19 protein-coding genes are annotated in these 16,501 nt (G+C 59.9%); 10 read left to right on the plus strand and 9 right to left on the minus strand.

Going from position 1 to position 16,501, the window contains the following annotated elements; translation table 11 throughout:
* Window positions 1-51 precede the first annotated feature (51 nt).
* Window positions 52-1,356, plus strand: coding sequence for an MFS transporter (locus tag BT199_RS19460; RefSeq protein ID WP_072435310.1), 1,305 nt, complete (start codon window positions 52-54; stop codon window positions 1,354-1,356).
* 33 nt (window positions 1,357-1,389) lie between these two features.
* Here BT199_RS19460 and BT199_RS19465 read toward each other — a convergent pair whose 3' ends face one another.
* The 3 genes from BT199_RS19465 to trpB all read right to left on the minus strand — a co-directional run bounded on the left by BT199_RS19465 (window position 1,390) and on the right by trpB (window position 5,272).
* On the minus strand, window positions 1,390-3,048 hold the full coding sequence (locus BT199_RS19465) for an FAD-binding oxidoreductase (RefSeq protein WP_072435311.1): 1,659 nt from the start codon (window positions 3,046-3,048) through the stop codon (window positions 1,390-1,392).
* Between the two features lie 188 nt (window positions 3,049-3,236).
* Window positions 3,237-4,046: a tryptophan synthase subunit alpha gene (gene trpA / locus BT199_RS19470; protein ID WP_014716305.1), complete on the minus strand. Its 810-nt coding sequence runs from the start codon at window positions 4,044-4,046 to the stop codon at window positions 3,237-3,239.
* A complete protein-coding gene (gene trpB / locus BT199_RS19475; RefSeq protein ID WP_014716306.1) occupies window positions 4,046-5,272 on the minus strand; it encodes a tryptophan synthase subunit beta in 1,227 nt (408 codons plus the stop codon). The genes trpA and trpB overlap by 1 nt, the downstream gene beginning before the upstream one ends.
* Window positions 5,273-5,380: 108 nt before the next feature.
* Between trpB and BT199_RS19480 the strand changes: the two genes are divergently transcribed.
* Window positions 5,381-6,277 carry a LysR family transcriptional regulator gene (locus BT199_RS19480; protein ID WP_014716307.1) on the plus strand — a complete coding sequence of 299 codons (897 nt, stop codon included), beginning with the start codon at window positions 5,381-5,383 and terminating at the stop codon, window positions 6,275-6,277.
* Between the two features lie 8 nt (window positions 6,278-6,285).
* Here the strand turns inward: BT199_RS19480 and BT199_RS19485 are convergent, their stop codons facing one another.
* Window positions 6,286-6,612: an ElaB/YgaM/YqjD family protein gene (locus BT199_RS19485; RefSeq protein ID WP_003187304.1), complete on the minus strand. Its 327-nt coding sequence runs from the start codon at window positions 6,610-6,612 to the stop codon at window positions 6,286-6,288.
* 157 nt (window positions 6,613-6,769) lie between these two features.
* Between BT199_RS19485 and BT199_RS19490 the strand changes: the two genes are divergently transcribed.
* Window positions 6,770-6,985, plus strand: coding sequence for a dodecin (locus BT199_RS19490; protein WP_005783406.1), 216 nt, complete (start codon window positions 6,770-6,772; stop codon window positions 6,983-6,985).
* A 116-nt stretch (window positions 6,986-7,101) separates the two neighbouring features.
* Complete coding sequence (locus BT199_RS19495) at window positions 7,102-7,329, plus strand: DUF1161 domain-containing protein (protein WP_014716308.1); 228 nt, start codon at window positions 7,102-7,104, stop codon at window positions 7,327-7,329.
* Between the two features lie 57 nt (window positions 7,330-7,386).
* Here the strand turns inward: BT199_RS19495 and BT199_RS19500 are convergent, their stop codons facing one another.
* Window positions 7,387-8,388, minus strand: coding sequence for an LLM class flavin-dependent oxidoreductase (locus tag BT199_RS19500; RefSeq protein WP_014716309.1), 1,002 nt, complete (start codon window positions 8,386-8,388; stop codon window positions 7,387-7,389).
* Between the two features lie 218 nt (window positions 8,389-8,606).
* On the opposite strand from BT199_RS19500, the gene BT199_RS19505 reads away from it, so the two are divergent.
* Together BT199_RS19505 and BT199_RS19510 are read left to right on the plus strand one after the other, a co-directional pair.
* On the plus strand, window positions 8,607-9,038 hold the full coding sequence (locus tag BT199_RS19505) for an OsmC family protein (RefSeq protein ID WP_003187311.1): 432 nt from the start codon (window positions 8,607-8,609) through the stop codon (window positions 9,036-9,038).
* Window positions 9,039-9,250: 212 nt separating this feature from the next.
* On the plus strand, window positions 9,251-9,490 hold the full coding sequence (locus BT199_RS19510) for a DUF1161 domain-containing protein (RefSeq protein ID WP_003187312.1): 240 nt from the start codon (window positions 9,251-9,253) through the stop codon (window positions 9,488-9,490).
* 1 nt (window position 9,491) lies between these two features.
* Here the strand turns inward: BT199_RS19510 and BT199_RS19515 are convergent, their stop codons facing one another.
* The gene (locus BT199_RS19515; RefSeq protein WP_014716310.1) at window positions 9,492-9,914 is read right to left on the minus strand and encodes a PA0061/PA0062 family lipoprotein; all 423 of its coding nucleotides are present in this window, start codon (window positions 9,912-9,914) and stop codon (window positions 9,492-9,494) included.
* A gap of 110 nt (window positions 9,915-10,024) precedes the next feature.
* Between BT199_RS19515 and BT199_RS19520 the strand changes: the two genes are divergently transcribed.
* A complete protein-coding gene (locus BT199_RS19520) occupies window positions 10,025-11,068 on the plus strand; it encodes an aminopeptidase (protein ID WP_072435312.1) in 1,044 nt (347 codons plus the stop codon).
* Window positions 11,069-11,163: 95 nt separating this feature from the next.
* Here BT199_RS19520 and BT199_RS19525 read toward each other — a convergent pair whose 3' ends face one another.
* Together BT199_RS19525 and BT199_RS19530 are read right to left on the minus strand one after the other, a co-directional pair.
* Window positions 11,164-11,823 (minus strand): HAD family hydrolase, encoded by a 660-nt coding sequence (locus BT199_RS19525; protein ID WP_072435313.1) that lies wholly within the window; start codon window positions 11,821-11,823, stop codon window positions 11,164-11,166.
* On the minus strand, window positions 11,820-12,362 hold the full coding sequence (locus BT199_RS19530) for a gamma carbonic anhydrase family protein (RefSeq protein ID WP_072435314.1): 543 nt from the start codon (window positions 12,360-12,362) through the stop codon (window positions 11,820-11,822). The genes BT199_RS19525 and BT199_RS19530 overlap by 4 nt, the downstream gene beginning before the upstream one ends.
* Window positions 12,363-12,463: 101 nt before the next feature.
* Here BT199_RS19530 and prlC point away from each other — a divergent pair, with 101 nt between their 5' ends.
* Window positions 12,464-14,515 carry an oligopeptidase A gene (prlC, locus tag BT199_RS19535; protein WP_014716314.1) on the plus strand — a complete coding sequence of 684 codons (2,052 nt, stop codon included), beginning with the start codon at window positions 12,464-12,466 and terminating at the stop codon, window positions 14,513-14,515.
* Window positions 14,512-14,787, plus strand: coding sequence for a YheV family putative zinc ribbon protein (locus tag BT199_RS19540; protein WP_072435315.1), 276 nt, complete (start codon window positions 14,512-14,514; stop codon window positions 14,785-14,787). Before prlC ends, BT199_RS19540 begins: the two co-directional genes overlap by 4 nt.
* Window positions 14,788-14,822: 35 nt before the next feature.
* On the opposite strand, the gene BT199_RS19545 is transcribed toward BT199_RS19540, so the two are convergent.
* Complete coding sequence (locus tag BT199_RS19545) at window positions 14,823-15,473, minus strand: dual specificity protein phosphatase family protein (protein WP_072435316.1); 651 nt, start codon at window positions 15,471-15,473, stop codon at window positions 14,823-14,825.
* A gap of 275 nt (window positions 15,474-15,748) precedes the next feature.
* On the opposite strand from BT199_RS19545, the gene BT199_RS19550 reads away from it, so the two are divergent.
* The gene (locus BT199_RS19550) at window positions 15,749-16,501 is read left to right on the plus strand and encodes a gluconate 2-dehydrogenase subunit 3 family protein (RefSeq protein ID WP_072435317.1); all 753 of its coding nucleotides are present in this window, start codon (window positions 15,749-15,751) and stop codon (window positions 16,499-16,501) included.

Genomic DNA, 16,501 nt, shown 5'->3' on the forward strand with positions numbered 1-16,501 from the left:
TCCCACATTGAGCGCGTTCCTTCCTCAACAAATATAAAAAGAGGCACCCCCATGCACCCTGAATCCCCCACCGGGCAGGCTCCCTTAGTCACGCCTAGCAGAAAGCGCTTTTTCATCATGGTGCTGCTGTTCATCACCGTGGTCATCAACTACCTCGACCGTAGCAACCTGTCGATTGCCGCGCCCGCGCTGACCAGCGAGCTGGGGATCGACCCGGTGCAAGTCGGGCTGATTTTCTCTGCCTTCGGCTGGACGTACGCGGCCATGCAAATCCCGGGTGGCTGGCTGGTAGATCGAGTGCCGCCGCGCATTCTCTACACGGCAGCCCTGCTGCTGTGGTCGATTGCCACCGTGATGCTCGGTTTCGCCGCCAGCTTTATCGCGCTGTTTGTGCTGCGCATGGCCGTGGGCGCGTTGGAGGCACCGGCCTATCCCATCAACAGCCGTGTGGTCACCACCTGGTTTCCCGAGCGCGAGCGTGCCACGGCTATCGGCGTCTATACCTCCGGGCAATTCGTCGGCCTGGCGTTCCTCACCCCGGTGTTGGCGTGGCTGCAGCACCAGTACGGCTGGCACATGGTGTTTGTGGTAACCGGTGGCGTCGGCATCCTGTGGGCCGCGATCTGGTATGCGGTGTATCGCGAGCCCAAGGATTTCAAAGGCGCCAACGAAGCCGAAATCCAACTGATCCGCGACGGTGGCGGGCTGGTGGACATGCAGGCTAAAACCGTCAAGGCACCCTTCAGTTGGACCGACCTCGGCATCGTGCTGAGTAAACGCAAGCTGTGGGGCATCTACCTGGGCCAGTTTTGCCTGAACTCCACGCTGTGGTTCTTCCTGACCTGGTTCCCGACGTACCTGGTGAAATATCGCGGCATGGACTTTATCCAGTCTGGCTTGCTGGCCTCTTTGCCGTTCCTGGCCGCGTTTGTGGGCGTGCTGTGTTCGGGGGTGTTTTCCGATTGGCTGATTCGGCGTGGGACGTCGGTGGGCTTTGCGCGCAAGTTGCCGATCATCAGCGGGCTGCTGATTTCCACGGCGATCATCGGGGCCAACTATGTGGACTCGACGGCATGGGTCATCGCGTTTCTGGCGGTGGCGTTTTTCGGCAATGGCCTGGCGTCGATCACCTGGTCGTTGGTGTCGACCTTGGCGCCTGCCCGTCTGCTGGGGTTGACCGGCGGGGTGTTCAACTTCATTGGCAACCTGTCGGCGATTGCCACACCTATCGTGATTGGCTTTCTGGCCAGTGGCTCGTCATTTGCGCCGGCCATTACCTACATTGCGGTCTTGGCGCTGCTCGGCGCGCTTTCCTACATATTGCTGGTCGGCAAAGTAGAGCGGATAGAACTGTAAAGAGGGCGACCTTCGGGTCGCCCTTTTTTCGTTCTACGGCACCGACATCTCGTTGCGAAATATATTGTGCGGGTCCCAGCGCTGCTTGGTACGGCGCAAGCGGCTTTCGATCATCAGATCGGGAAAGAAGATTTTGTACCACTGGGGGTTTTTGCCGTTGGCCGGGTTACCCCCTTTGTAAGTCATGTCGAGGTCGGGGTAATTGATGTAGCAGCCTTCGAACGCGTTGTTGAGCGGTACACCTTGAGCATCGGCAAACGCGTTGAAGTACAGCCCTCGGATCCAGTCAGCATGGGCTTGGTCCGCGGCGGCGCTGTCGCCGTGCCAATAACATTGGGGTTGCCACTTGAGGAAGGACGAACGCTGGGCGGCCGACGACTCCTTGAGTACGGGCGCACTGACGGCGTTGATCTGGCCGCCGAAGGACTGAATCTGGATCAGGCTTTGTGTCAGGTGGTTGTCAGGGTCTGGCCAGGTCAAGGTCCGCCAGATGGCCCCTAGTACGAGAGGGCTGAACTCACCTTTCTGATAGGCCGATTTATAGCGCCCACGCTGATTGTCTCCCGAACCATTCAATGTTTGCTGGCACGCCAGCCAATCCAGGCGCCGGGCCGCAGTCTGGGCAGATGACACTGAGTCGACGGGGCGCCCGCCGGCTGTGCCAGGCGGCAAATGGACCACATGAAACGGCACCAGCGACTCGGTGGCAGGTAAGCCGATGGCCGTGAGCATCTTGTCGACAAAATCATCGAAGGGCGCACGGTCGTTCAGCTCACCATCCTTGTCCACATAATGGATGCCCAAGGTGATATTACCTGTGTGCTCGTGGCGCATTTCCAGTTTGGTCGCCAGGCCCCAGGTGTCCCGGTTGTTCTGATGACTGGCGAACCATAGCTGGTAAGCCACCAGCAGATTGTTTAGTGCATCCTGGGTCAGTACTGACCAATCCCATTCCAACACCAGCCACAGTACTTCTTTGGGGGCCGGTGGCAGGTCTTCGAAGTAATAGCTGGTGATAATGCCGAATTGCCCACCCCCCGCACCGCAGCACGCGGCGAACAGGTCCAATTCGTCCTGTTGGGTGCTGTCCCGGCTGACATGGCGCGGTTCGAGCCCTTTGCCTTGGCTGTCAGGCACCAGGATATCGACCCCACTGAGCCAGTCACACACCAGTCCATACTTGCGCGACAGCAGCCCGTAGCCGCCACCACAAATGTGCCCGCCCAGGCCCACTGAGTAACATGAGCCGCCGGGCAGGGTCTTGTTGGCCTGCTTGTACAACGCGCTATAGCTGTCCCAGACCTGGCTGCCGGCCTCTAGGCGAAAGCGGTAGCGAAAGGGCTGCGTCGGGCTCAGCTCTGAGCCGATTTGCCCGCTGGCATCGTAGACCACTCGGTTCAGCGCGCTGATATCCAGGATCGACAGCACCTCATGCGGGCTGTCGGGCATCTTGTTGGCGACAAACCCTTCGTAGCAATGACCGCCGCTGCGTACGGTGATGCGCCCATTGGGCAGGGCCAATGCCTGGGCGGCGGCGTCCATGATGTCTTGCGGGCTGCGGCACAGGTAAATCAGATTGGCGCCCTTGGCCGACGACTGGCCCTGCACGTTTCCCAAGGGCCAGCGCAGGTTGAAGCCTTTTTGTAGGGCTGAGTGACGACGGTCTGAAACCGTGACGAGATCAAATGCCATGATGTACTCCTTAAAGAGACAAGAATGACTTCTGATGCGGCTAACTTAACGACCGAGGGGCAAGGACTGCAGGACTTGCGAAGGTGGTTAGACGGCAAAGGGCACGAAGTGCGATAAAAAAGGAGGTGGGCGACATGCCCACCTCCTTTGAAGCCTAGCGTATGAGCTGGGTCGTTGCGCCGTGCAGTTTACTTGCGTGCGTTGCGAACACCTTCCGACAGCGCCGCGCACAGGGTCAGTACGCCATCAATGGCTTGCTGGTCGTTCTTGGCCGTGGCGATGTGATCGATCAGCGCCGAACCCACTACCACCCCGTCTGCCAGGCGTGCGATGGCCGCTGCCTGGTCCGGTGTGCGGATACCAAAGCCGATGCTGATCGGCAGGTCGGTATGACGGCGCAGGCGGGTCACGGCTTCTTCGACGTGTTCCAGAGTGGCGGCGCCCGCCCCGGTGACACCGGCGACCGACACGTAATACACAAACCCGGAGCTGCCATTGAGCACAGTAGGCAGGCGCACATCATCGGTGGTCGGCGTGGTCAGGCGGATAAAGTCGATGCCTGCGGCCTGGGCCGGGTCGCACAGCTCGCCGTTGTGCTCGGGGGGCATGTCCACCACGATCAGGCCGTCGACGCCAGCTGCCTTGGCATCGGCAATGAACTGCGACACGCCATATTTATGGATCGGGTTGAAATAGCCCATCAACACCAGCGGCGTGTCGTTGTTGTCCTGGCGGAACTCGCGAACCATCTGCAGGGTTTTCAACAGGTTCTGTTTGGCGGCCAGCGCGCGGATATTGGCCAGTTGAATGGCCGGGCCGTCGGCCATCGGGTCGGTGAAGGGCATGCCCAGTTCGATCACGTCGGCGCCAGCGGCCGGCAAGCCCTTGAGGATCGCCAGCGAGGTGTCATAGCCGGGGTCGCCAGCGGTGACGAAGGTCACCAGGGCGGCGCGGTTTTGTTCTTTAAGTTGCGCAAAGCGCGTTTGCAGGCGGCTCATCAGTGTTTCTCCTGCTTGGACTGTTCCATATGGTGCATCACGGTCTGCATGTCTTTGTCGCCACGGCCCGAGAGATTGACCACCATCAGATGATCCTTGGGCAAGTTTGGCGCGCGCTTGAATACTTCAGCCAGGGCGTGGGCGCTTTCCAGGGCAGGAATGATCCCTTCCAGGCGGCAGCATTTGTGGAAGGCTTCCAGGGCTTCGTCGTCCGTTACCGACGTGTATTGGACGCGGCCAATGTCATGCAACCAGGCGTGTTCCGGGCCGATGCCGGGGTAGTCCAGGCCTGCGGAAATCGAGTGGGCGTCGATGATCTGGCCGTCGTCGTCCTGCAGCAGGAAGGTGCGATTGCCGTGCAGCACGCCCGGGACGCCGCCGTTGAGGCTGGCGGCGTGCTTGCCGGTTTCGATGCCATGGCCTGCGGCTTCAACGCCGATGATCTCGACGCTGGTGTCATCCAGGAACGGGTGGAACAGGCCCATGGCGTTGGAACCGCCGCCGATGCACGCCACCAGGCTGTCCGGCAGGCGGCCTTCCTGGGCTTGCAGCTGGGTGCGGGTTTCCTTGCCGATCACGGCCTGGAAGTCGCGCACCATCGCCGGGTATGGGTGTGGGCCGGCCACGGTGCCGATCAGGTAGAAGGTGCTGTCGACGTTGGTGACCCAGTCGCGCAGGGCTTCGTTCATGGCGTCTTTGAGGGTGCCGGTGCCGGCGACCACGGGGATGACCTCGGCGCCCAGCAGCTTCATGCGAAACACGTTGGCCTGCTGGCGCTCGATGTCGGTGGTGCCCATGTAGATCACGCATTGCAGGCCAAAGCGCGCCGCCACAGTTGCGGTGGCCACGCCGTGCATGCCGGCGCCGGTCTCGGCGATGATGCGTTTCTTGCCCATGCGCCGGGCCAGCAGGATCTGGCCGATGCAGTTGTTGATCTTGTGCGCGCCGGTGTGGTTGAGCTCTTCGCGCTTGAGGTAGATCTTGGCGCCGCCGCAGAACTCGGTGAGGCGTTCGGCAAAGTACAGCGGGCTTGGGCGTCCGACATAATCGCGCTGAAAGTAGGCCAATTCTTCGTTAAACGCCGGATCTACCTTCGCCGCTTCGTATTCACGGGCCAGGTCGAGAATCAACGGCATCAGGGTTTCAGCGACGTAGCGGCCGCCGAACGCACCAAACAGGCCGTTGGCGTCGGGGCCGTTGCGTAGATCGGTCTGGGACTGAGTCATGGGACGCTCCAGGAAAAATGTGTTTAAAGGCAATGACGGTCACTCTACTCGTGACGCCCTGGCCTGAAAACCGATAAGATCGCCGTAACCTGTCAGGAAAACTCACAGATGAGTCGTAATCTCCCGCCCCTTAATGCCCTGCGCGCTTTTGAAGCCACTGCTCGCCTTAACAGCGTCAGCCAGGCTGCGCAGCTATTGCACGTGACCCACGGTGCTGTCAGCCGGCAGTTGAAAGTACTGGAGGAGCATTTGGGCGTGAGCCTGTTCGTCAAGGATGGACGCGGCCTTAAACTCACAGATGCTGGCGTCAGGCTACGAGATGCCAGCAGCGAGGCTTTTGAGCGGTTGCGCGACGTGTGCGCCGAACTCACCCAACGCGGCGCTGATGCGCCCTTCGTTCTTGGCTGTTCAGGCAGCTTGCTGGCGCGTTGGTTTATCCCTCGGCTGGGGCGGTTGAATGCCGACTTGCCGGATTTACGCCTGCACCTGTCGGCGGGCGAAGGCGATCTGGACCCGCGCCGTCCGGGGCTGGATGCCCTGCTGGTATTCGCTGAGCCGCCTTGGCCGGCGGACATGCAAGTGTATGAATTGGCCAGCGAGCGTATCGGCCCGGTCTTGAGCCCCCGCTTCGCCGGTTTTGAACACCTGCGTCAGGCCCCAGCGTCGGAACTGCTGGAGCAACCCTTGCTTCACACCACGTCAAGGCCGCAAGCCTGGCCCAGTTGGGCACGGCAACACGGCATCGAACCCGGTGCGCTGAAGCTCGGCCAGGGGTTTGAGCATTTGTATTATTTACTGGAAGCGGCGGTTGCCGGCTTGGGAGTGGCAATTGCGCCAGAACCGCTGGTGGCAGAGGACCTGCGAGCGGGTCGCCTGGTGGCGCCGTGGGGGTTCAGTGAAACCCCGGCGCACCTGGCGTTGTGGCTACCCAAGCGCGCCGCAGACGGGCGCGCCGGGCAGTTGGCGCAATGGCTCAAGGCTGAGCTGTTGCGTCAACCGGTGTAACCGGTCAATCAGTCACCGCGCTTGCACAGCAGGTAAGCCGCCAGCAGGCCCAGCGCGCCCACGGCGACGCCAGCGGTCGTCCATGGGTGCTCTTGTGCGTAGTCACGGGTGGCAGCGCTGGTTTCGCGGATTTTGACTTTGCTTTCTTCGTAGGCGTCGCTGATCAGATGGCGAGAGTGCTTGAGCGCGTTCTCGGCATTGCTCTTCAAGGCCTTCAGCGTTTTGCGCGACTCATCGGACGCGTCGTCCTTGAGGCTCTCCAGAGATTTGAGCAGGCTCGAAATCTCGGCTTCCATGCTTTCCAGCGACGCTTTGCGTAAAGAAGTGTTGGCCATGTGGACATCTCCTGAAGTGATTGAGTGGCGTGTGTAGATACCGACTGCGCCGGTTTCAGAAAGTGCAGTAATTCTGAACTTTCGCCTCCCAACGGTCGCCTGAAGCAGTACGCACATTCGCTGCTAGTCTTGATTGACGACCTAAAGGAGAAACGCCATGAGTGATCATCACACATACAAGAAAGTCGAACTGGTAGGCTCTTCCACCACCAGCATCGAAGACGCGATCAACAATGCCCTGGCCGAAGCCAACAAGAGCATCAAGCATCTGGAATGGTTTGAGGTGACCGAAACCCGTGGTCACATCAAGGATGGCAAGGCTGCACACTTCCAGGTCACGCTCAAAGTGGGATTCCGCATTGCCAGTAGTTGATCGGCAGAGTTGAACTTTGCCCGCTGGCCGATTGCCATAACCTGCGCTACAAACAACGGGTGCCGACGCGATGAGCGTCGGCACGCTCTTTTTGATCAGCGCAAGGAAAGTAACGGATGAAGAAGTTTCTGTTAGCGGTAGGGTTGTTGAGCATTGCGGGTACCGCTATGGCGGCGGGCAAGCCTTGTGAAGAGTTGAAAAGCGAAATCGCAGCGAAAATCGACGCCAAGGGTGCTTCGGGGTATTCGCTGGAAGTGGTGGACAAAGGTGCTACGCCAAGTGACCACACAGTAGTTGGCACCTGCGAAGGTGGCACCAAGGAAATTGCCTACAAGCGCGGTTAATCTCGTGTTGTGGACATAAAAACCGACGCAAGTGCGTCGGTTTTTTTCGCTTGGATTTCAGCCCTTCATCACTTGTGCGAGCAGCTCGTAGGAATGAATCCGGTCGGCGTGCTCATACAGGTCACTGGTAAAAATCAGCTCATCAGCGCCGGTCTGCTCGATCAACACCTCCAGCTTGCCGCGAATCTTCGCCGGGCTGCCCACCATGGCCAGGCCGAGGAAGCTGCCCACCGCGTCTTTTTCGTGAGGCAACCACAGGCCGTCCATGGTTTTTACTGGAGGGCGCTGCACCAGGCTCTGGCCGCGCATCAACGCGAGAATACGCTGGTACACCGAGGTGGCCAGGTAATCGGCCTGCTCATCGGTGTCCGCGGCCACCAGCGGAATGCCGAGCATCACGTAGGGCTTGTCCAGCACCGCCGAAGGCTTGAAGTGATTGCGGTACACGCGAATTGCTTCGTGCATCAGGCGCGGCGCGAAATGGGAGGCGAAGGCGTAAGGCAAGCCACGCTCACCGGCCAATTGCGCGCTGAACAGGCTTGAACCCAGCAGCCACACTGGCACATTGGTGCCGGTGCCCGGTACCGCGATAACCCGTTGGTCGGGCGTACGCGGGCCCAAGTAGGCCATCAGCTCGGCCACATCTTCGGGGAAGTCATCGGCACTGCCGGAGCGCTCACGGCGTAGGGCGCGGGCGGTCATCTGGTCGGAACCGGGGGCGCGCCCCAGGCCCAGGTCGATACGGCCAGGGTAGAGGCTTTCCAGGGTGCCGAACTGCTCGGCGATCACCAGTGGCGCGTGGTTAGGCAGCATCACCCCGCCGGAACCCACGCGAATGGTCGAGGTGCCGCCTGCCAGGTAACCGAGCAGTACCGAGGTAGCCGAACTGGCGATACCGTCCATATTGTGGTGCTCGGCTACCCAGAAACGGTGGTAGCCGAACTTCTCCACATGCTGGGCCAGGTCCAGGGAATTACGCAGGGACTGCGCCGGGTTGCCGTCGGCGCGCACGGGCACGAGGTCAAGGGTCGAGAATTTTACGTCGGACAGCGATTTCATAAGCCTGCTTCTCCAATTGGGCGCACAGGCTTTTTTAAACGAGCCAAAACCTGCCGCTGCATGTGCATACCCTATGCAATGAGGGCATATACCCGAGATTCAATAGTAACCGCCAAATTTCCTACTTAATCACTAGGTTTTTCTTACAAGTGAACTTTGCCGCGGCGTCTATCCTCAGAACCCTTACCGACGCAAAACCACCGTTCGAGGAGAAAGCTATGAGTATCGTTAAAAAGGCATCCGCGCATTGGGAAGGTGACCTGAAGACTGGCCTGGGCTCCATTTCCACCGAAACCGGCGTGCTGCGCGAAGCGCCCTACGGCTTCAAGGCCCGCTTCGAGGGCGGCAAGGGTACCAACCCTGAAGAATTGATCGGCGCGGCTCACGCCGGCTGTTTCTCCATGGCGTTTTCCATGATTCTTGGCGACGCCGGGCTCAAGGCTGACAGTATCGACACCCAGGCCGAAGTGACCCTGGACCAGGTCGAGGGCGGCTTTGCGATTACAGCAGTGCATCTGATCCTGAAGGCCAAAATTCCAGGCGCGAGCCAGGCGCAGTTCGATGAACTGAGCAAAAAGGCCAAGGAAGGGTGCCCGGTGTCCAAGGTGCTGAATGCAACCATCACCTTGGATGCCACGCTGGTCAACTGACACAGCAGTCATCTTGTGTGGGAGCGGGCTTGCTCGCGAATGCGGTGGATCAGCCGATATCTTCGGTGCCTGATACTGCGTATTCGCGAGCAAGCCCGCTCTCACATTTTTGGTGCTGCGTTAAATTAGAACTCGTGTTTGCAAAATGTGGTCGAATAGCCCATGCAGCCTAGGCGCACACTCGTGCGCAGCGCATTCAGGGAGCTCCACACATGAAACGTTTTGCCTTGGCAATCATCTGCGGTGTATTGGCCACTTCGGCCGTGGCCGCGCCAAAAGATTGTGAAGAGCTCAGGAAAGAAATCGAAGTGAAGATCCAGGCCAAGGCGATTCCGTCCTACACCCTGGAAATCATCACCGCCGAAGAAGCCAAGAACCATGACGAAGCCATGATTGTCGGCTCATGCGAAAACGGCACCAAGCGCATCATCTATCAAAAGAACAACGACTGACTTAGATGCAGTTCACGCTGCGCTCTTCGGCCAATAGCTGGCGGGTTGAGTCGTACAGCCGGATGTTGGGCGTGAACGCCAGTGATCGCCCTTCCAGCACATAGTGCTGGCCGGCCTGAAAGTGGTCGTACTGCAGCGTCATGAAGCAGGTGCGATACATCATCTGGCTGAGGCCACCCAGGCCGCCGCCGGCGGGCACTTCAAAGTCAAAGCGCACCATCAGCTCGTGAGGGCCGGGAGGCATTTGAAAAAAGCGCCCGTCGTCGAGGTTTTTCCCGTCCAGGCGCTGAGCCATCACCAACTTGGAACCCGGTGTCGGCGTGGTGAAATCCACCCAGGCCTGCTGCGGGTCCACAGGGGGGATGGGGGTATAGGCGCAAGCGCTGAGGAACACAGCGGCGAGGGGAAGCACAAGCTGGCGCATGGCAGGTACTCAACACGAAGAGAGGCTTGAGTATAAACACGCCATGCCGTGGAAAAATCCCCTGCAAGCGCGATAGTCTGGCGAACCCATCATCCAGGAGCAGTCAGGGCATGATCAGGCGTTTTCTTCCAGGGCTGATGGTTGTGCTGCTCAGCGGCTGCTCCAGTGTCAGTTATTACAGCCAGTTGGCGAGTGGCCAGTGGCAGCTGTTGCGGGCCCGGGAGCCGGTTGCCGAGGTCATCGCCGACCCTGCTCGCCCGCCAGTGCTGCGCGAGCATCTGGCTCAATCGCAGAGAGCCCGAACCTTTGCCAGTGAACAGCTGCATCTGCCTGACAACCAAAGTTATCGGCTGTATGCCGATATCGGCCGGCCCTATGTGGTCTGGAATGTCTTTGCCACGCAGGAATTTTCTCTGTCACCACAGAACCATTGCTTTCCCATCGCCGGTTGCGTCGCCTATCGCGGCTACTACAACCAAGGCGCTGCGCGGGGCGAGGCGGCGCTGCTGCGGCAGCAGGGCATGGATGTGTCGATTGGTGGCGTGGAGGCCTATTCCACCCTGGGCTGGTTCAACGACCCGATCATGAGTTCGATGATGAGCTGGGGCGATGAGCGCCTCGCCACGCTGATCTTCCATGAGCTGGCCCACCAGCGCTTCTACGTGAAAGACGACACCGAGTTCAACGAGTCCTATGCCAGTTTTGTCGAGCAGGAAGGCACCCGACAATGGCGTGCGGCGCGGGGCCTGGCGCCTGTCGGCGATGCGGCGTTGAAGCAACGCGATCAATTTATCCGGCTGATTCTCGATACCCGCAAACGTCTGGAGGCGTTGTACGCGCAGCCATTGGCGGCGGACGCCATGCGCCGGGCCAAAGCGGCGCAATTCGAGCAGTTGCGCAGCGAATACCGGCGCCTGCGCGATAGCCAATGGGGTGGTGACAAGCGTTATGACGCCTGGATCAACCAGCCGATGAATAACGCGCGGCTTTTGCCGTTTGGGTTGTATGACCAATGGGTGCCGGCGTTTGCGGCGTTGTTTGCGCGGGAAGGCGGGGATTGGGTGAGGTTTTATGCGGCGGTGGAGAAGTTGGGTGAGCTGCCGGTGGAGCAGCGTAAGGCGGCGTTGAGGCAGTTGGAGAGGGTTGGCCGTTAGGGCCTTATCGCAGGCAAGCCAGCTCCCACAGTTGACCGATTTTCAACATGAGAATGCGGTCAACTGTGGGCGCTGGCTTGCCTGCGAAAGCGGTCTCAAGGACGCTGCAAAAACGCCTGATGCATCTGGTCCAACGTCTCGAAATGCCAGGTCGGCGCCTCGGCATTCAGCTCTTCAAAACTACCAAACCCATACCCCACGGCGACCGAATCCAGCCCATTACTGCGTGCCCCGATCAGGTCATGCTTGCGATCACCGATCATCAAGGTGGTGGCCGGGTCCAGTTGTTCCTCACGCATCAAATGCGCGATCAATTCCACCTTGTTGGTACGCGTGCCGTCCAACTCGCTGCCGTAGATCACCTTGAAGTGCTTGGCAAAGTCGAAATGCCGCGCAATCTCGCGGGCAAATTCCCACGGTTTGGAGGTGGCGATGTACAGCTGGCGCCCTTGGCTGTTCAACTCTTCCAACAACGGCATGACCACGTCGAACACGCGGTTTTCATACAGTCCGGTAACCTTGAAGCGCTCGCGGTAGAAATTCACCGCCTCCCATGCCTTGGCCTCGTCGAAGGCGTAAAACTGCATGAACGCCTGCAACAAGGGCGGGCCGATGAAGTGTTCGAGCTTGGTCAGGTCGGGCTCATCAATGCCCAGTTTGGCCAGGGCGTACTGGATCGAACGGGTAATGCCCTCGCGCGGGTCGGTGAGGGTGCCGTCCAGGTCGAACAGGACGGTGGGGTGATGCAGCGTCATTGATCGAATCCTTCGGCCAGGTGCAGGTCTTTGAGCTTCACGTAGTTCGCCGCGCTGTAGGTGAAAAAGGCGCGCTCTTTGTCAGTCAATGCGCGAACCTGCTTAACCGGGCTGCCCACATACAAAAAACCGCTGTCGAGTTTCTTGCCTGGCGGCACCAGGCTGCCGGCACCGATGATCACGTCGTCTTCAACCACGGCGCCATCCATCACGATGCTGCCCATGCCGATCAGGACGCGGCTACCTACGGTGCAGCCATGCAGCATGACCTTATGGGCGATGGTCACATCGTCGCCGATCAGCAACGGGAAACCCTGCGGATTGAACGGCCCGGCATGGGTGATGTGCAGCACGCAGCCGTCTTGCACGCTGGTGCGCGCACCGATGCGGATGCGGTGCATGTCGCCGCGAATCACTGTCAGCGGCCAAACCGAGCTGTCAGTGCCGATTTCGACATCGCCGATCACCACCGCCGAAATATCGACAAACGCCCCGGCGCCGAGGGTCGGCGTGTGGTTCTGATAGGTGCGAAGGGTCACGATAGCCTCTCTCTGTTGTGCTGATAGCTGCGGTGGGTGTTGATTGTAATTAAGATGGCCCCATCTTTGTTCTACATGTTTCTTCAGCCAAGGTGCCAACCGTGAGCGCGAACAACCCTCTTTTGCAGTCCTACGACCTGCCGCCGTTCTCGGCGATCCGTGCCGAGCACGTCCAGCCGGCCATCGAACAGATCCTCGCCGACAACCGCGTGGCAATCGCAGAGATCCTGCAAAGCCAGGGTAAAAATCCGACGTGGGCCGGCCTGGTCCTGGCCATGGATGAACTCAATGATCGCCTCGGCGCGGCCTGGAGCCCGGTCAGCCATCTCAATGCCGTGTGCAACAGCGCCGAACTGCGCGAAGCCTACGAGGCGTGCCTGCCGGCCTTGAGCGCTTACTCCACCGAAATGGGCCAGAACCGTGAGCTGTTCCAGGCCTTCGAAGCCCTGGCCAACAGCCCGGAAGCTGCCGGTTTCGATGTGGCACAAAAAACCATTCTGGAGCACTCCCTGCGTGACTTCCGCCTGTCGGGTATCGACTTGCCGCCGGAGCAGCAAAAACGCTACGCCGAGGTACAGAGCAAGCTATCCGAGCTGGGCAGCAAATTCTCCAACCAGTTGCTGGACGCCACCCAGGCCTGGACCAAACACGTCACCGATGAAGCCACCCTCGCCGGCCTGACCGATTCGGCCAAGGCGCAAATGGCCGCCGCCGCTCAGGCCAAGGGCCTCGACGGCTGGCTGATCACCTTGGAATTCCCCAGCTACTACGCCGTCATGACCTACGCCCAGGACCGTGCCCTGCGTGAAGAGGTGTACGCCGCCTACTGCACCCGTGCCTCGGACCAAGGCCCGAATGCCGGTCAGAACGATAACGGCCCGGTGATGGAACAGATCCTCGACCTGCGTCAGGAACTGGCCCAATTGCTGGGTTATGCGTCGTTCTCCGAGCTGAGCCTGGCCACCAAGATGGCCGAGTCCAGCGACCAGGTGCTCAGCTTCCTGCGTGACCTGGCCAAGCGCAGCAAGCCGTTTGCCGCCCAGGACCTGCAGCAACTCAAGGCCTATGCCGCCGAGCAAGGCTGCGCCGATCTGCAAAGCTGGGACAGCGGTTTCTACGGCGAAAAACTGCGTGAGCAGCGCTACAGCGTGTCCCAGGAAGCGCTACGCGCCTACTTCCCCATCGACAAAGTGCTGGGCGGCCTGTTTGCCATTGTGCAGCGCCTGTACGGCATCGAGATCGCCGAGCTTAAAGGCTTCGACACCTGGCACCCGGATGTGCGCTTGTTCGAGATCAAGGAGAACGGCGAGCACGTCGGACGTTTCTTCTTCGACCTGTACGCCCGCGCCAACAAGCGTGGCGGTGCCTGGATGGATGGCGCCCGTGACCGCCGCCGTACCGTTGATGGCGTGCTGCAAAGCCCCGTCGCCAACCTGGTGTGCAACTTCACTCCGGCCGACAGCGGCAAGCCTGCCCTGCTGACCCACGATGAAGTCACCACCCTGTTCCACGAATTCGGCCATGGCCTGCATCACCTGCTCACCCGCGTGGAACATGCCGGCGTATCCGGTATCAACGGTGTGGCGTGGGACGCGGTGGAACTGCCGAGCCAATTCATGGAGAACTGGTGCTGGGAGCCTGAAGGCCTGGCGCTGATCTCCGGCCACTACGAAACCGGCGAGCCCCTGCCCCAGGACTTGCTGGAGAAAATGCTCGCGGCGAAAAATTTCCAGTCCGGCCTGATGATGGTGCGTCAGCTGGAGTTCTCACTGTTCGACTTTGAACTGCACGCCACCCATGGCGATGGTCGCAGTGTGGCCCAGGTGCTTGAAGGCGTGCGCGATGAAGTCTCGGTCATGCGCCCACCGGCCTACAACCGCTTCCCCAACAGCTTCGCTCACATTTTCGCCGGCGGTTATGCGGCGGGCTACTACAGCTACAAGTGGGCCGAAGTGCTGTCGGCGGATGCGTTCTCCAAGTTTGAGGAAGACGGCGTGCTCAACGCCCAGACCGGGCGTGCCTTCCGTGAAGCCATCCTGGCGCGTGGCGGTTCCCAGGCGCCGATGGTGCTGTTCGTCGACTTCCGCGGACGCGCGCCGTCGATTGACGCACTCTTGCGCCACAGCGGCCTGAGTGAGGACGCAGCAGCATGAGTGAAGGGCCTGTGATCACCAAAAAGCAATTTATCGCCGGGGCGGTCTGCCCGGCGTGCAGCGAGTCGGACAAGTTGAAGATGTGGACCGAAGACAGCGTGCCGCACCGCGAATGCGTGGCCTGCGGGTATACCGATACGCTGAATGACCAAGGCCTGTCGGTGCCCAAGGAGTTGGGCACTAGGGTCAATACCACCGCGTTGAAAGCGCCGGCGGATCCTAAAGTGCAGGCAGTGCAGTTCTTCCCGAACCCGAAGCTGAAAAAAGACTAAAACCGCACTCACTGTAGGAGCGAGCAAGCTCGCTCCTACAATTTTTTCTCTTGCTGGCCCGTTGTGGTGATCCAGTCTTTCATTGAGCACAACGCAAAGGCGCTGGTGCTGCAATCCCCATTCGCCAAAGCTGTAAGCAACTTGTCGACATCAGCTTTTATCATGTAGCGAACGCCGTCCTTGAAACCATTGCTGCTGCCAAAGCCGCCCAAGGTCATTTCGTTCAGCGCGTCCTCCTTGCTCCACCCTTGAACCACCACCCGATACATCGCTGCCATCAGGCCGGTGCGGTCGGCGCCGTGCTTGCAATGCATCAACACCGGGCCATCGGCCTCTGCTGCCTGAATCGCCCTGATCGCCGCCAGCACGTCGGCATCGTCGACGTGGTTGGTGCGATAACTCAACTGCACCTGTTTGATATCAGATGATTGGAGCCAGTGCGCATCAGATTCCGGCAGGAAGTTGATGACCGTAGCGATCTTGAGCGTGTGCAACAGCGGCAGCGCACGCTCGTCCGGCAATGCACTGCGATAGAGCGTGGGTGTCATTTGATGCAGGTTGTATTGGTTACCCACCGGCTGGGCCCATTCCGGCGAGCGGATCGACGCAGCCTCATCGGCTTGTACGGTGTTGAGCAGGCTCATGAGCGCCAGGCCGAGAGCGAGCAGTATGCGTGTGTTGAACATGAACGTTGTGACCGAGCGAGGAAGTGGTTGATGGGCCACAGACTCACTCACGGCGGGTCAATAAGGCGTGAGGTTCGCGTCAAAGAATCGTGATACTTGCTATCTGATCCGGTGTTTTTGTCGCCGAATTGACGCCTCTGAATTCTTAGCCTGCTATCATTTGTAACTAATGTTTGCCATTGTGCTGTGTCTGCTTGGATCCAATTAGCGGCAAAGCCTTCACGCTGCTCCCAGAAGCGGCGGATAAACCCGTGACCACATGATGAGGTGTACCTATGTCTGATCAAGATCAAGACAACCCCCGGCGTGACTTTTTACGCAAATCCTTGACCTTGATCCCGGTGGTCACGGTTGCCAGCACTGGCCTTGGCGGGTCGATGTTGATGGCCACTGCGGAACCGGCCCAGGCCGAGCCGGCCAAACCCGCGGTCAGCGACAAAGCCTATGAGCCGAGCTATTTCACGGCCGAGGAATGGGCGTTTATCAACGCCGCCGTCGAGCGCTTGATTCCCGCTGACGCCCAGGGACCCGGTGCCTTGGAGGCTGGCGCGCCGGAATACATCGACCGCCAGATGAACACCCCTTACGCCAGTGGCGCCCTGTGGTTCATGCAAGGCCCGTTCAACGCCGATGCGGCGCCGGAGATGGGCTGGCAAAGCAAATTGGTGCCCAAGGAGATCTATCGCCTGGGTATTGCTGCGACGGATGCCTGGTCGAAAGCGTTCAACGGTAAAGCTTTTGCTGCGCAAGACAGCGCTACCCGAGACGATATGCTCAGGCGTCTGGAGGCTGGCGGCAGCGAAGTGGCGGCGCATTTCGATGCCGTGCCGCCCAAGATGTTCTTCAACCTTTTGCTGCAAAACACCAAGGAAGGCTTCTTCTGCGACCCTATCCACGGCGGTAATAAAGGCATGGTCGGCTGGACCATGATCGGCTTCCCCGGCGCCCGCGCCGACTTCATGGACTGGGTGGAACGCAACGAGCAATACCCCTTCCCGGCTGTTTCCATTCGCGGTGAGAGGGCATAA

Origin of the sequence: Pseudomonas sp. NFR02 (assembly GCF_900119375.1) — a bacterium.
In the GTDB taxonomy this organism is placed as follows: Bacteria; Pseudomonadota; Gammaproteobacteria; order Pseudomonadales; family Pseudomonadaceae; genus Aquipseudomonas; species Aquipseudomonas paracarnis.